Source organism: Aureimonas sp. SK2 (genome assembly GCF_029813115.1).
In the GTDB taxonomy this organism is placed as follows: Bacteria; Pseudomonadota; Alphaproteobacteria; order Rhizobiales; family Rhizobiaceae; genus Aureimonas.
The window spans coordinates 248,741-262,403 of sequence record NZ_JAPZDS010000006.1 but is presented as its reverse complement, the minus strand read 5'-3'; the positions used below and the strand labels follow the sequence as shown (position 1 = coordinate 262,403).

13 protein-coding genes and 1 pseudogene are annotated in these 13,663 nt (G+C 61.8%); 4 read left to right on the top strand and 10 right to left on the bottom strand.

Translation table 11 applies throughout. The annotated features are described in order from the left end of the window. Nucleotides 1–246 precede the first annotated feature (246 nt). Nucleotides 247–1,350, bottom strand: a pseudogene (locus tag O5O54_RS10235) (IS3 family transposase). Between the two features lie 551 nt (nucleotides 1,351–1,901). Between O5O54_RS10235 and tnpA the strand changes: the two are divergent. Both tnpA and tnpB (O5O54_RS10225) read left to right on the top strand, forming a co-directional pair. Then, on the top strand, nucleotides 1,902–2,348 hold the full coding sequence (tnpA, locus tag O5O54_RS10230; RefSeq protein WP_050746558.1) for an IS66-like element accessory protein TnpA: 447 nt from the start codon (nucleotides 1,902–1,904) through the stop codon (nucleotides 2,346–2,348). A gap of 26 nt (nucleotides 2,349–2,374) precedes the next feature. Next, complete coding sequence (tnpB, locus tag O5O54_RS10225) at nucleotides 2,375–2,677, top strand: IS66 family insertion sequence element accessory protein TnpB (RefSeq protein ID WP_279481382.1); 303 nt, start codon at nucleotides 2,375–2,377, stop codon at nucleotides 2,675–2,677. Here the strand turns inward: tnpB (O5O54_RS10225) and O5O54_RS10220 are convergent. From O5O54_RS10220 to O5O54_RS22430, 3 genes are all read right to left on the bottom strand, one after another. Continuing rightward, complete coding sequence (locus O5O54_RS10220) at nucleotides 2,585–4,684, bottom strand: recombinase family protein (RefSeq protein WP_050747113.1); 2,100 nt, start codon at nucleotides 4,682–4,684, stop codon at nucleotides 2,585–2,587. The genes tnpB (O5O54_RS10225) and O5O54_RS10220 overlap by 93 nt on opposite strands. Before the next feature lie 292 nt (nucleotides 4,685–4,976). Beyond that, nucleotides 4,977–5,438, bottom strand: a complete 462-nt coding sequence (locus O5O54_RS10215) for a helix-turn-helix domain-containing protein (protein WP_050747112.1) — start codon at nucleotides 5,436–5,438, stop codon at nucleotides 4,977–4,979. A 193-nt stretch (nucleotides 5,439–5,631) separates the two neighbouring features. Next, nucleotides 5,632–5,874 carry a DUF5372 family protein gene (locus O5O54_RS22430; RefSeq protein ID WP_164056374.1) on the bottom strand — a complete coding sequence of 81 codons (243 nt, stop codon included), beginning with the start codon at nucleotides 5,872–5,874 and terminating at the stop codon, nucleotides 5,632–5,634. A 20-nt stretch (nucleotides 5,875–5,894) separates the two neighbouring features. On the opposite strand from O5O54_RS22430, the gene tnpB (O5O54_RS10210) reads away from it, so the two are divergent. Together tnpB (O5O54_RS10210) and tnpC are read left to right on the top strand one after the other, a co-directional pair. After that, nucleotides 5,895–6,083: a transposase gene (tnpB, locus tag O5O54_RS10210; RefSeq protein ID WP_256364416.1), complete on the top strand. Its 189-nt coding sequence runs from the start codon at nucleotides 5,895–5,897 to the stop codon at nucleotides 6,081–6,083. 69 nt (nucleotides 6,084–6,152) lie between these two features. Continuing rightward, on the top strand, nucleotides 6,153–7,685 hold the full coding sequence (gene tnpC, locus O5O54_RS10205; RefSeq protein WP_050742833.1) for an IS66 family transposase: 1,533 nt from the start codon (nucleotides 6,153–6,155) through the stop codon (nucleotides 7,683–7,685). A gap of 34 nt (nucleotides 7,686–7,719) precedes the next feature. Here the strand turns inward: tnpC and O5O54_RS10200 are convergent, their stop codons facing one another. The 6 genes from O5O54_RS10200 to O5O54_RS10175 form a co-directional block, all read right to left on the bottom strand. Further along, entirely contained in the window at nucleotides 7,720–8,040 is a 321-nt protein-coding gene (locus tag O5O54_RS10200; RefSeq protein WP_279481336.1) for a hypothetical protein, read from the bottom strand. A gap of 12 nt (nucleotides 8,041–8,052) precedes the next feature. Then, nucleotides 8,053–8,688: an SH3 domain-containing protein gene (locus O5O54_RS10195; RefSeq protein WP_078706666.1), complete on the bottom strand. Its 636-nt coding sequence runs from the start codon at nucleotides 8,686–8,688 to the stop codon at nucleotides 8,053–8,055. A 239-nt stretch (nucleotides 8,689–8,927) separates the two neighbouring features. After that, on the bottom strand, nucleotides 8,928–10,283 hold the full coding sequence (locus tag O5O54_RS10190) for an IS1380-like element ISPme1 family transposase (RefSeq protein WP_012112698.1): 1,356 nt from the start codon (nucleotides 10,281–10,283) through the stop codon (nucleotides 8,928–8,930). Between the two features lie 202 nt (nucleotides 10,284–10,485). Beyond that, entirely contained in the window at nucleotides 10,486–11,205 is a 720-nt protein-coding gene (locus O5O54_RS10185; protein WP_050742835.1) for an ABC transporter ATP-binding protein, read from the bottom strand. Continuing rightward, nucleotides 11,202–12,365 carry an ABC transporter permease gene (locus O5O54_RS10180; protein ID WP_050742836.1) on the bottom strand — a complete coding sequence of 388 codons (1,164 nt, stop codon included), beginning with the start codon at nucleotides 12,363–12,365 and terminating at the stop codon, nucleotides 11,202–11,204. Before O5O54_RS10180 ends, O5O54_RS10185 begins: the two co-directional genes overlap by 4 nt. After that, nucleotides 12,362–13,660, bottom strand: coding sequence for an efflux RND transporter periplasmic adaptor subunit (locus O5O54_RS10175; protein ID WP_050742837.1), 1,299 nt, complete (start codon nucleotides 13,658–13,660; stop codon nucleotides 12,362–12,364). The genes O5O54_RS10180 and O5O54_RS10175 overlap by 4 nt, the downstream gene beginning before the upstream one ends. Between the last annotated feature and the right edge of the window lie 3 nt (nucleotides 13,661–13,663).

Here is a 13,663-nt window from a genome sequence, read left to right as displayed (position 1 = left end):
CCGGGTCATCCAGACTTAGCATGCTCTCCGTTCGCGAGGCGCTCCTTCGAATGTAGCAGGTGCACGTTGGCTTTGTAACGAGCCATTGTATCGCTTCTGAAGTTTGCTGCACCAGCAGGTTCTGTTAGAACGCATGCGTCTCGGGTGACGTGACCCCCTGTATTCCAGCCACGGATGGCTAGAGTCCGCCCAACGATGATCCGCTCCCGAAGCTTGGACCGCCGGAAGCTGGAGTTTTCCGGCTTCTCATGACGGCGGGCCGGTGGCGCCGTCGGGATTGATGAACGAGATCGGGACCTTGTTCCCGATCGCCCCGTGCGGGCGCTCCTCGTTGTAGTATCTGCGCCAACCCTCCAACTTTTCCGCCGCGTCGGCAAGCGTCAGGAACCAATGCTGGTTGAGGCATTCCGCTCGGAAGCGTCCGTTGAAGGCTTCGATGTACGCATTGTCGGTGGGCTTGCCCGGTCGGGAGAAGTCCAGCGTCACGCCTCTTGTGTAGGCCCACAGGTCGAGATCGCGAGATACGAACTCGGTGCCCTGATCGACGCGGATGGTTTTTGGATAGCCGATGACCGGGCAAATCTGCTCGAGCGTCCGCACGACGTCCTCGGCCCGATAGCTGAACCGAGGATCGAGCACAGGCACGTAGCGGGTGAACGTATCCACGATCGTGAACACCCGGATCTTTTGACCTGTCGCGAGCTGATCGTGGACGAAGTCCATGGCCCACACGTCGTTCGGGCCGATGGCCGTTTGTCGATCCGCCCGCAGCTTCGCCTTTACCCGACGCTTCGGCGTCTTATTCCGCAGCTGTAAGCCAAGATCCCTGTAAACCCGGTAGGTTCGCTTGATGTTGCCGGCCCAGCCCTCGCGCCGGAGCAGCACGTGAACGCGCCGATACCCATAACGGACACGCGTCATGCAGATGTCTTTGATCCGAGCTGCCAAGCCGGCCTGGTCGGGGCGACGGGACTTGTAATGGAAGGTCGAGGTGTCGAACTCCAGGACCCGGCAGGCTCGCCGGATCGAAACACCCCATTCCTTACACGCCTCTGCCACCAGCTCGCGCTTGCGACCAAGCCTTACAGTTTGTCAGTGGATGACGTCCTGGAGCATCTCCTTGTCGAGCGACAGGTCCGCGACGAGCTTGCGAAGCTTGCCATTCTCGTCCTCGAGCTGCTTCAGCCGCTTCATCTCCGTCGGCAGCAGGCCGTCATGCCTCTTCTTCCAGTTGAAGTAGGTCGCTTGGCTGATCCCGGCCCGCCGGCATATCTCGGCGACCGGGATCCCGTCGGCTCCCTGCTTCAAAATGAATGCCTTCTGGGCGTCCGAAAACTTCGATGCCTTCATCGTTCTCCGCTCCTCCCGGCCAAGGGACTACCGCGGAAAACTCCAGTTCAGAACGATCCAGTTTTTCGGGAGCAGATCACCGTCGGCGTGATGGAGGATAGACATATCACCCCCTTGGGGTCTGGTTGCGTCGTCCTCCTTCACGGGGCGGGTGGGGTAGGCAGGGGGCGTGGAAGCGTGGCCGGCATAGAGACTGGCGTGGGCATGAGAGGGGCAGACGAGGCTTCTACGGATTCGACTCACCACGTGCACGGCTAGCCTGCCGGTGATCGTCTCAAAGGTCGGGCAGCGTCCAACGGTGTGTGCCTACATGCAACTTGAATGTGGGGTAAACAGTGGGGCGGTACGGACAGGCTGTCAAATTATTCAGCGAAAACAATAGATTGCTGGATCAAATGGCGGGCCGCGACCGATAGTGATGATCACTACGCTTACGCTATAGCCCTACAAAATGACGCCTGAAAGTGGTTTGAGCGTAAGCGCTGTTCCGGCGGCACCTTTCGCGCGTGGTCGTGAGCGACGATGTTCGGAGCCTTTGAGGGCTTCGACACATGACGATTTCAGAGTTTACGCTTAAATCCAGCGATCCTGAGCCCGCGCGGCGGTTCGAGGTTTTCACGGGTTCCGGCCGGAGGCGCGAATGGTTGCCGGAGGAGAAGGCTCGGATCGTGGCGGAAAGCTACGATGCCGGCGAGACCGTGAGCGCAGTGGCCCGGCGATATGCATTGTCCCCGCAGCAGTTGTTCGCCTGGCGTCGGGCCGCGCGTCAGCCATTGGCGGGAGCGCCGGCACCGGAGCCATTGTTTGTTCCGGCGGTGATTGCGGCGCCGGAGCCTGAACCGTCGGGGAAGCGCGCGAGATCGACGCGGAAGCGGAAGGCCGCGCCAGACGCCGGCGTGATCGAGCTGGAGATCGACGGCGTTGCGATGCGGGTCGGCCGTGGCGCCGACGCCAGGACGGTTGCGACGGTGATCCGTGCGTTGAAGGCAACGTCGTGATCGGGCCGACTGGCGCCGTCAAGGTCATGGTGGCGACAAAGCCGGTGGACTTCCGCAAAGGCGCGGAGGGGCTGGCCGCGCTGGTGCGCGAGACGATGGGCGCCGATCCGTTCAGCGGTGCGGTCTATGTCTTCCGTGCCAAGCGCACGGACCGGATCAAGCTGATCTTCTGGGACGGCACCGGCGTCTGCCTCTATGCGAACGATCTGCATTCATACTGCATCTCTCTTTCGCACTCAGTTGAAGGTTTTGGCTTGGCTGGCATTTTCCTTATGAGCGGCGAGGCGATCGACGAGCTGGTTCCATCGACTGGATTGCTTTTGCGGTAAATCTGTCTTCGGAAGCTCGTACAGGTAGTAGTGTCCGTTGTAGGCATGGCTGGTGACGAGGCCATGTTCAGCCCATCTGGCGAGGGTATGCTCATGGATATTGAGGTGTGCAGCCGCCTCCTTCTTTGTCAACATCCCACGATCCCGGAGCCGGTCATAGCGTGATCTCAGCTTGTATTCGCGAACAAGATAGGTGACGCGTTTGGTTGTGAAGCGGGCGTTGCGCTGGTCACGGCGCGTCACCGAGCCCGGACGGTATCCCTGATTGTTGAGAATGTCGGCGATCTCGGAAAAAATATGATCGTCGAGGAGCTTATCGATCAGTGCAATGATGTCGGGGTTCGTCTTGACCTGCTGGCTGGGCGATTTTGGGCTGATGGTGACGAGTGTCTGGGTTTTGCCGCCTTTGAAGCGAATATGAGCCTTGGTTGTGCCTCTCTTCGGTAGTTTGAGGAGGGTGACGTCCTCAATGATGTGGGCAAGCAAGCGCTTTCGTTCGCGGTTCGGGGTCTCTGGGTTGGTCCAGAGTTTTTTGAAGTCCGCCGTCATTGCGACCAACCGCTCGTAGACGGCCTTATCGAGGATGAATTGATCGTGCTCCCAGCCGCGCTCGCGCTCTTCGCGGGCATTAGCCAAGATGCGGAGCTTCTCGTTCCATTCGCCTTCGAGCGTGTCGGCGACGAGGCGGTTATTGGGATCGACGAGCATGAAACGGCGCTGGGCGAGATCGGCTTCCGTTTGCGCGCGCTCGATTGCGCGACAGCGCAGCCGGTCCGCCTCTTCATGTCGCGCTTCGATCTCTTTGCGGACTTCAATCGCCAGTTCGATGGCTGCCGGCGTCATCTGCTCGGCGATCAGCATGCCGATGGCTTCGTCAACAGGAGGTGCAGCGATCGCCTGGCAGAGGGGTTCACCGCGATTGGTACGGGCGCGATCACAAACGTACCAGGCTTCCTGCCGACCGCGTCGGGCAGCGTAGCGCATGTGAAAATGCCTGCCGCATTGCCCACACACGGCGCGCCCCTGCAGCAGCGCCGGGCCTTCCCGCGGAGGTGATGCGACCGCCGCGTTCCATTTATGGCAGATGTTCGACTTCAGAATCCTCAGGTTCTCCTGATGTTGCTCCCAACTGATGTAGCCGGGATGGGCATCTGGAATGCATGCTGTCCAATCGTCACTACCTTGTTTGCGCACGAGCTTTTTGCCATCGATGGTTCGTCGATAGCGACGGCGGCCATAGGCATAGGCTCCGGCGTAACGTGGATTGTGCAGCACGCGCATCGCCGTCGAAGGCGTCAGTGGCCGGAAAACCGTCTGGCTGTCGTGCAAGCGAGAGGGAAAGAGAATGCCTTCCTGCCGAAAGGCCTTGACGGTCTGGGAGGCGGATCCGACGCGAGAGAACGTCTCGAAGAAATGGGCGATCGTCTCTCTGACTTGCATGTCCGGATCAAGCGTTACATTGCCGGAGTGGTCATAGACCAGCCCGGTTGGCAGCGGGCAACGGAACTCGCCACGCCGGGCCTTATTGAGGATGCCGCCGCGCAGCCGCGCCTTGATCACATGCAGTTCGGCCTCACTCATTGTTCCCTTCAAGCCGAGCAGGAGCCGGTCGTTGAAACTTGCCGGGTCATAGACACCGTCCTCGTCGAGGATCAGGGTGTCAGCAAGGGCGCAGATCTCGAGTAGACGCTGCCAGTCGGCATTGTTGCGCGCCAGACGGGAGACCTCCAGGCCCATGACGATCCCGGCATGTCCCATGCCGACATCGCTGACCAGCCGCTGAAATCCCTCACGCCAGACCGCCGATGCGCCGGATTCACCTTGATCGCTATCGATGACGATAATCTGCTCCTCGCGCCAACCAAGGGCGATAGCGCGCCCGCGAAGCGCATATTGCCGCATGGCGCTCTCGGTATTGTCGATGACTTGCCGCATCGAAGATTGGCGGATGTAGAGGTAGGCGCTGCGTTCGAGGTGATGAGGCTGGACTTTGAGATGTACATTCATCGTGATCTCCGATCGTTGATGCTCATGGCGATTGTCGCAAGGACGTGAACGACGGCGCTGTGTCCGCGGTGCAGCGGCCAAGCAATTGACGATGGGTAATTCTGCTCTCGCGGGGTGCTTGCTGTTGCGGTCAGCGTCTGAGCCCATCCCCACATGCCCCGGCGCAAAAAGAGCATCAGGCCACTACGGGCCATAAGTGGCAGCGCTGCGCCGAGAGCAGCCTTGCGCAAGACCTCGTACTGGGACGCGATGGTCGACGGTAGGATCGGGCATGCCGCCGTCGCGGCAAGGTTTACCTGCCGCTTTTTTTTAGAACCCGCTCGATCGATCTGGGATGAAGCTCGATATCGAGTTCCTGGCGGAGCAGCTTGGCAAGTTCCCGGGCGCGAACGGGTTCTCCTGGAGCGAGCTGCGCCCGCAGAAATGCCACGACCTTGTCGTCGATCTTGTGGGGACCGCGGGGCCCCGGCTTTGTCGGCACTAGTCCGGCAATCCCGGCCATATCGAAGTTCACCTTGGCCTGGTAGTAGGTCGGCCTGGAAACACCGTACTCGTCGGAGGCCTCCGTCACCGACACCTTGTCGATGGAGACGCGCCGCAGCATCTCGTATTTGACCTGCACGGCGTCGTGCGGATCGAAGAACTCGCTGCCCCGGAACTTTGGATCGCGCACCTTCTCGGGGGTGGGATTGAACGTGCCCTCTTCGATGAGGACATCCGTCTTTGTGCGCTTGCTGTCGTACTTCGCAGACATCGATGGCTCCGAGGACATGAAGCGGCGTTATCGTAATGCTAATTATGACGCATTTTACTGCCTCGTCAAGGCAACCCTCATGATTTAGCATTAGATAAGCCCTGTAATTGCGGGATAAATTCCACGAAAATAAGACCCATGCGGCATAATCAGCTTTACAGATGCGGCATATTTATCTTTACAGCTCTGCCCATCATCGTGTTCTGGAAAGGCGCTCTACCAGGGCGGCCAATTCCATTAAGTCGGCGACCCGCAAGAGCGACCGTCCGTTACCCATGACAACTTCAGGATCTGGGCTCATAAGGTCAGTCCATTGCGGGGGAACGGACCAAACGGTGGCATCCTCGGTCTGCAACAGCAAACGTTTGCCCTGCGAGTTAGCTCGCTCGCCGACGCAAGGAAGCTGTTGTCCAAAAAGGGGATGAAACGGGTGCATGACCCGCACTAACTGCTGACCTGCGCTGGTCGGGGCTGCATTCTCAGATGAGGTACAAGCGGCTGGAGGATGGCGAGTTCCGCTGGCCGAAGGTGCAGGACGGGATCATGCGGCTGACCGCCGCGCAGCTGTCGGCGCTGCTCGAAGGTCTCGACTGGCGACGGGTCCATGAAGCCCGCCCGACGCGCGTTCCGGCGCAGGCGGGTTGATCCGCGACCAAGTGAATCAGCCCGGATTCCACGGTCGCCCGGTGCCGGCGAATATGGTCTGATCCGCTCATGGCGATGACGGCGGACCAGCTTCCCGACGATCCGGATGCGCTGAAGGCGATGGTCCTGGCGCGCGACGTCGAGAATGCGCGGCTGATCCAGATCATCAGGGAACTGCAGCGTCACCGCTTCGGCCGGCGCGCCGAGACGCTGCCGGAAGACCAGTTGCTGCTGGGCCTCGAAGAGGCCGAGCAGATCGAGGCCGCCGGCGAGGAAGAGGCCGAACGTGTCGACCCGCGCGAACGCAATGAGCGCGCCACAAAGCGGCGAGCCAACCGTGGCGCGCTGCCGGCGCATCTGCCTCGCATCGAAACGATCGTCGACATCGACAATCACGTCTGTCCGTGCTGTCGCAATGGCCTGCACCGGATCGGCGAGGATGTGAGCGAGCGGCTCGACATCGTTCCGGCGCAGCTGCGCGTGATCGTGGTGCGCCGGCCCAAATACGCCTGCCGCGCCTGCGACGATGTGGTCGTTCAGGCTCCGGCTCCCGGCCGGCTGATCGAAGGCGGCCTGCCGACCGATGCGACCGTCGCCCAGGTGCTGGTCTCCAAATACGCCGATCACCTGCCGCTCTATCGCCAGGCGCAGATCTACGCCCGGCAGGGCATCAATCTCGACCGCTCGACGCTCGCCGACTGGGTCGGCCGCGCCGCCTGGCACCTGCGTCCGGTGCACGAGCGACTGCTGGCGAAGTTGAAGGCTTCGCCAAAACTGTTCGCCGACGAGACGACGGCGCCGGTGCTCGATCCCGGCCGTGGCAAGACCAGGACCGGGCAACTCTGGGCCTATGCCCGCGATGATCGGCCGTGGCAAGGAGCCGACCCGCCGGGCGTCGCCTATGTCTATGCGCCGGACCGAAAGGCCGAACGTCCGATCACTCATCTGGCGGGCTTTACTGGCATCCTGCAGGTCGACGGCTATGGTGGCTATCGCGTGCTCGCCGACAAGAGCGGTGCCACGCTCGCCTTCTGCTGGGCACATGTGCGCCGCCGCTTCTACGAACTTGCCGCAGCCGGTCCCGCGCCGATCGCCAGCGAGGCGCTCCGGCGGATCGCGGAGCTCTACAGAATCGAAGATGACATTCGTGGACGATCGGCGGAGCAGCGTCGTGCCGTGCGCCAGGAAAAGAGCCTCCCGATCGTCGCCGATCTCGTACCCTGGCTGCGCGAGAAGCTCGAGCTGATCAGCCAGAAGACAAAGCTCGCCGAGGCGATCCGCTACACGCTCTCGCGCCGGGATGGCCTCTCGCGCTTCCTCGACGACGGTCGCATCGAGATCGACAGCAACACCGTCGAACGCTCGATCCGCCCGATCGCGCTGAACCGCAAGAATGCACTCTTCGCTGGATCGGATGGCGGCGCCGAGCACTGGGCCGTCGTCGCTTCGCTGATCGAAACCTGCAAGCTCAACGGCGTCGAGCCGCTCGGCTACCTCGCCGACGTGCTCACCAGGATCGTCAACGGCCACCCCAACAGCCAGATCGACGATCTCCTCCCCTGGGCCTACATTCAGGCTCCCGAGTTCAGGGCCGTGGCCTGACAACAGCGCTTACGAATAAGAACCGTACCGAGGGTTAGCAATCGATCAGGCGGACGGTTGAGGTCGCTAGAGAATCGTAGTCATCGCCCGGATAGTCCGGTTGACTATAGTAGCTCACGCAGCGTTCCGTTTCGGCAGCCTCGCCGGAAAGGCAGACCTGGTATCCATCCTCGTCAAGATAGAGACTCACGCATACCTCTCCCCGACCGCCATCCGGCGTGATGCAAAAAAATTCCAACGGCTCTTCCTCGAATTCGCTGCCGTCCATTCCGGCAAGTGCCAGTTCAAACGGACCAGCACCAGCCAGAAACAACGTCAATAAAAGCAGCGTCCATCGCACGCGGTGAGACGACATGGGCAGTCTCCTTTACCAACGGAAATGCCCTGCGCCGCTTCGCGTGCCGCCATTCGGACCGACGGCGCGATAGCCGCCGACACAACCATAGGGACCGCATCTACGGGCGCCCTGGACACTACCCCCATTGGGGCCGATGATTGTGCCAGCGCCAGCACAGCCGCGGGGACCGCATCCACGGGCTCCGGAGGCGGTGCCGCCATAGGGGCCTGTTACCGTGCCGGAGCAGCCGTTTGGTCCGCAGCTGCGAGCCGCCTGGCCGTAATAGGCGGGGCCGCGATAGTACCAGGGATAGCTGGCGTAGTGGTTGTCCCAATAGGCCTTGTTGAAGGCAACAACGGCGACCCCGACACTTGCGGCAACGGCCGGCGACAGGACGACCGGGGCACCATTGTAGACCACCTGAACATAGCGTGCCGACACCCAGCCCCGGTAGCTGCCGAAACCGATATCGCACCAGGTGTAGCCCGGCAGACAGCCATGGGTGACGATGCGTGCGCCGACCGGAACGACGACAACGACAGGATATCCCGTCGAGGGTCCGGCCCTTAGATTGACGTTGCCGGTGGCAACTGCAACGGTCGCCGCCGCAGCCATGGATGCCATGGCAAATACCATGACGATCGCGATGCATAATCTCTTGATCATATCCCTATCCCTTATGATCCGACATTCCCCAAGTGGCCTGCCGCTTGACTTCAAGATCGCCTGATTTTGCTCGCTGGGCAAGCGTTTTTCGCCCCGAGCGGTGTCTGTCGTCGCGCAAACGGCCGAAGTCGGGTGGATCAAGCCTCGAACCCGCAGCATTCTGGCCCGGCAGAGCCGCTTTTCCGCGCGGCAGACGGACCTGTCCTGCCGCTTTCGTTCAGCTTGGGCATGGATCGTGGTCATGCGCATGACGGAGGCGTTCGAAGACGGCGGATGGCGGCAAGGACGGCCCGCACCATCGGGCCGGTGACGGCGACCTCGGCCAACTGGAAGGTAATGGCGCGGGCGTGGCGGACGACGCGGGCGCCGATCTTGATCAGCTTGAGTTGCAGGCTGGTCAACGACCAGTCCGCCATGGCCTCGGGCAGTTCGATGCAGCGCAGGAAGGTTGCCAGGTTGTAGGCCAGCGCGTGCAGTTGCAGCCGCACCTCGTTGTGCCGGAACTTCCGGCATGACAGCCGCGTCCAGCGAAAGGCATATTTGCCTTCCTTGATGTGCTGCTCTGCGGTGCCGCGCTGGTTGTAGAACCTCACCACCCAGTCTGGCTCCATCGGCAGGTTGGTGACGATGAAGCCGACTTTGGGGAACAGCTCGCCCGGATGCCATTCGATCTTGGCGATGACGCGGCGCGGCTTGTCCCAGGACGCCGCCTGATACTCGAAGTCCTCGAAGAACCGTTTGACCTTGGTCAGCGAAGGCCGTCCCACGGGCCGTGTCAGCCGATGCGCGATCTTCTCGCGCAAGACGGCGTTGGCGGGCAGACGGATGGCGTAGAAGAACCTGGCTTCTTCCAGCCGCATATAGATCGCGGGGATCGCGTAGGCAGCGTCGGCCCGGAAGAAGCGTCCACCAAGGTCGCGGCCAGCATATCGGGCAATGACGGGATCAAGGACATCCCGCCAGCCATCGGCGCTGTGGACATTGCCGTTACGCAGGGCGCAGCGCTCCAGCATGCCAAACTGGTTGAACAAGAAGATGGGGTGATAGCAGGTGCAGTCGAAATGCCCGTTCCAGGCAGCACCTTCCTGATCGCCGTGGGTGGGGCTGACCGAGCTGTCCATGTCCAGCACGATGTATTTCAACCCGTTGCGGTCATGAAACCGGTCGATCCATTGGCCGTTCAGATCGGCCAGCGCCGCCCGGTTCGCGGCCAGAGCCAGCGTCTCGGTCTCGAACCGTCCCATCTGCGATGCCGAAGCAGCTTGCGCCTCGACGGCCCTGCCGCCAACGACCTGACGCATCACGGGATCGAGGGCCAAGCGGTCGGCATCGTTCACATCCTCGTATCCGGCCAGTCGTCCGAACACCGATTGCCGGAACAATCCGTCAAGCCGATGGAGCGTGTTCTTCCCGGTGCGGCTGTCTCGCAGCGCCTCCGACGCCAGATTGGACAGGCCGAGCACGTCATCAAGCTCGCGCATCACCAGCAGGCCACCGTCTGAACTGATCTGCGCACCACGGAACTCCAGACGCACACGGCGGTCGAAATCAACCCGATCTCCCCGCGCCAAGCCCGCACCCTCCAGGTGATCCATGAAACGCGCCCCTCGCAGCCGTCAACGCCATGATTTATATGCGAAATATCACGATTACGACAGCGAAATCAGCGACTTACTTGGAGAATGTGGGATGATGGACCGCGACTGCGGAGCCTTCCAACCGCGAGGCTAGGCCCCGAACATCGCTCGCCCATCTCGCGGACGTAGAAATTTGTAGCTTTTTGTTGCATGGCCGGACTCAGAGAACCTGCAGGCGGTCCGGCCCCGCTCGTTCGCCGACGACGCGACCATCGGTCAGCTCGATCGTCCGGTCAAAGAGATCGAGCGACCGGGGATCATGTGTCACAACCACGATCCCGGCTCCCCTCGTGTCGGCAATCTGACGGAAGAGTTCGATCACCTGACGCCCGCGAACACCGTCGAGCGCTGCGGTCGGCTCGTCCGCCAGGATGAGGGTGGGATCGTTGGCGAGAGCGCGGGCAATCGCCACGCGTTGCTGTTCGCCGCCGGAAAGCCGCGATGGGCGATTGCCGATGCGATGTCCGAGACCGAGCCCTGCCAGCAGCCGCTCGGCGTGGCGGCGGGCATCGCGGGCAGGCACGTCATCGATTTCCATTGCCAGCGCCACATTTTCCGAAGCCGTCAGGAAGGGAATGAGGTTGGCCTTTTGAAACACGAAACCGATATTACGTCGTCGGAAGTCGCGCAGCCTGTCGAGCTCTTCTCCTGCCTTCGAAACGAGGGCGCCGCGAATTCTCACCTCGCCTTCGGTTGGCGGCTCCAGCAGGCCGGCGATCAGAAGCAGCGTGCTTTTTCCCGATCCGCTCGGTCCGAGGATCGCAACCAGCTCGCCGGCATTGATATCCAGCGAGACCCCGTCGAGCGCCTTGACGATGCTGTCGCCGCTGCGGTAATGCCGGGTGGCATCGCGCACCGACAGGATCGGCTCGGCCGTCACGACAGCACCTCCTGCGCCCTGACTTTCAGCGCCCTCCAGATCCCGAGCAGGCTCGCAAAGGCGCAAACGGCTCCTACGGCGAGCGCAAGACCCGCGAAATCCCATGGATCGATGACAACCCTTCGCGGAAAGAACGGGAAAACCAGTTTCGACATCGCCAATCCGAGAACAAGCGCACCAGCGCCGATCAGGAAGGACTGCTGGGCGATCATCGCGACGATGACGCTGTTTCGCGCACCGATGAGCTTCAGCATGGCGATCTGATGAAGCTTTTCCATCGTCAGCATATAGATGATGAGGGAGATGACGATCGCCATCACCACCAGCAGGACGCCGGTAAAAGCCAGAATCTGCAGTCTGAGGCGCCAGAGGCGCTGGTTCAGCAAAAGGTCCCGCTGGTCCGCACGCGACAGGATGTTGGCATCGCCCCATGCAAGGACATCGGCTCGGACCCGATCCTCGTTCGCCCCCTTGTCGAGGCTGACGAGAACGGCGGCGATCTTGCTGTCCTGCGGCACGGAACTTTCGGAGGCATCCGCAGCTCCCGTCCTGCCCGCCGCGTTGCGCGCCAGCAAGACCTCTTCGCTGGTGCGCCGCTTTGCGATCGCCATCGCGTCGTTGACGGTAACGAACATCAGTCCATCGCCGCTGGCGTCGACCATGCCGCGCGTCAGACCGACGATCAGGTAGTCATCCTGACCCAGGCGCACCCGGTCCTCCAGCGAGAGCCCGATACTTTCGTCGGCGATCGCCTCGAAGTGCCCGGCAGTCAGATACCGTCCTCGCTGCAGCTCAACCCACTCTCCTCGATCCTTTGGAAAATCGAGGCCGGTGATGGAGGCGCGCAAATCACGTCCTTCGAAGCTGAATTGCTGACTGATCTGAACAAAGCGCCGGACCACAGATACGCCGGCGATACCCTCGACGCGCCGGTCCATGTTTGCTGAAACGGCAGAGCTTTCGGAGAAGGGCCCGGCCCGGCCCCCTTGGACCACCCAGAGATCCGCGCCGATCTTATCCACCACGAGAAGCGCATCTCCGACGATACCCCGGTAAAGACCGACCATTCCGGTCGAGGCCATGATCAGGAAGCCGACGCCTGCCGTCGTGAGCAGAAAGCGCAGGAAATTGTATTTGACGTCCTTGAAGGCAAGATTCATCGCCTTGTTCCACCTTCGGCTATCTTCATGCCGTAATAGGCATCGCGCGGCTCGCTCAGAATGACATCGTCCGGTTGAAGTCCATGCACGACCTCCACGAACGGCCCGCCGGTGTCTCCGAGCGTCACCACGATCCAGTAGGCCCGACCGCTCTCGATGATCCAGACGCCCGATTTTCCCTGTCGCCTTTCGATCGCGCCGACCGGCACGGCAAGGACACCTTTCCTGGTGCCGACTTCGATCGTCGTCATCGCACGCTGACCCAAGGCCCAGTTTGGCGGCAGTGTTCCAGGGTGCATATCGACGGAAAATTCGCGCGTTTCGGTGTCGACTTGCCGGCTGACGCGCAGCACGGTCGCCGTCACCGAATGTCCCTTGCCGGCGCCGTTGAACCGGATGACGGCCTTTTGGTCTGGCGAAAGGCGGTAAATCGCGCTCTCGTCGAAGCGCGCCGACAGGATGACCGAAGCCGGATCAACGAGCCGGACAATCTCGGCGCCGGGTGTGATCGTGTCGCCGACATAGTGATCGCGTGAGACGACAACGCCGTCGAAGGGTGCGCGAATGGTTCCTTCAGCGAGTTTAACCCCCTGGGCCTCCGCAGTCGCGGCGGCCGAGGTTTCCTGAGCCTTGGCCTGCTCTATCGCCGCCCGTGACCGCTTGAGATCGGCTTCGGCCTGCCGGAGCGTGGCCACCGCGGTATCATAGGATTCCTGGCTTGCGATGGTTTTTTCGAGTAGCCTTTTCTTGCGATCGAAATTCTGCTGGGCATTGGCGAGTACCGCTTCGGCGTGCTCACGGTCGGCGTTGGCCAGATCGACGGCCTTGCGGGCGGCGTCGACCGAGGCCAGCGATGCGCCAAGCTCACTCTTCAGATCGTCGGTGACGATCTCGGCAATGACATCCCCCTGGCTGACCTGGTCGTTGCGATCGACCCGCATCGTCGCGATCACCCCCTGCAGTCGGGAGCTGACCGCGCTTATGCGCGTCGCGTCCAGCGTGCCGGGGCCGGTCAATTCGATAGTCAGGTCGACAGGTTTCACGGTGAATTGGTCGACGGCGTGCGAGACCAGATAGCGGTTGCCCAGCCATACGACGCAAAGGACCGCGAGCGCCATGGTGACGGCGCTAACACGTCTGAACCGCCCGCCGGGGCGCGAGGGCGGCCGGGAACCGATGACCTTGGCATCATTGGAAGCGAAACCGTCCGGCGGGGCGCCGGCATTTCTGCCGGCGTCCTTGTCCTTGGCCGTTCGCTTCTGCCGAGCGCGCGCATCTTCAACCGTCTGATCCATGAG